1 protein-coding gene is annotated in these 500 nt (G+C 39.2%); it reads left to right on the top strand.

The features are described 5' to 3' along the window. Positions 1-500 (top strand): TonB-dependent receptor domain-containing protein (locus tag ABN217_RS20610; protein WP_349460062.1); only part of this gene is annotated, 500 nt, incomplete at both ends.

Here is a 500-nt window from a genome sequence, read left to right as displayed (position 1 = left end):
AAAACCTATGGTTTGAAACTGGATAATAAAACCCATTTTTATGAGTTACCTTTCGCTGCTCATAACTTGACTTATGGTGGTGAGACCTATAAGCAAAATCAAACACCGTATGCTGCGACCACTCAGTTCCCTGATGCAGATATCACCTTTGCTTCCGGCTTCTTACAAGATGAGATTGCATTAAAGGATTTGCCTGTTTCATTTATTATTGGAACCCGTTACGACCATTATAAATCAACGGCAAAAGGCAATGATGACGTTAAAGAAGGGAAATGGTCATCCAAAGGTGCGGTTAGTATTACGCCTACAGACTGGTCAATGCTGTTTGCTTCCTATTCAGAAGCTTTCCGTGCACCAACCATGATGGAAATGTATAACGATGAAATTCTTTTTCAAGTCGGTCCATTTGTAAATAGGTGGAAGCCCAATCCAAACTTAAAACCTGAAAAAACTCAAACTGCCGAGTATGGTTTTGGTTTACGTTTTGATGACCTATTTAT

Source organism: Proteus sp. fly-1067, assembly GCF_040139345.1.
Classification (GTDB): domain Bacteria; phylum Pseudomonadota; class Gammaproteobacteria; order Enterobacterales; family Enterobacteriaceae; genus Proteus; species Proteus vulgaris_B.
The sequence above is the reverse complement of the archived record's forward strand: the minus strand, read 5'-3'. Positions and strand labels throughout refer to the sequence as shown.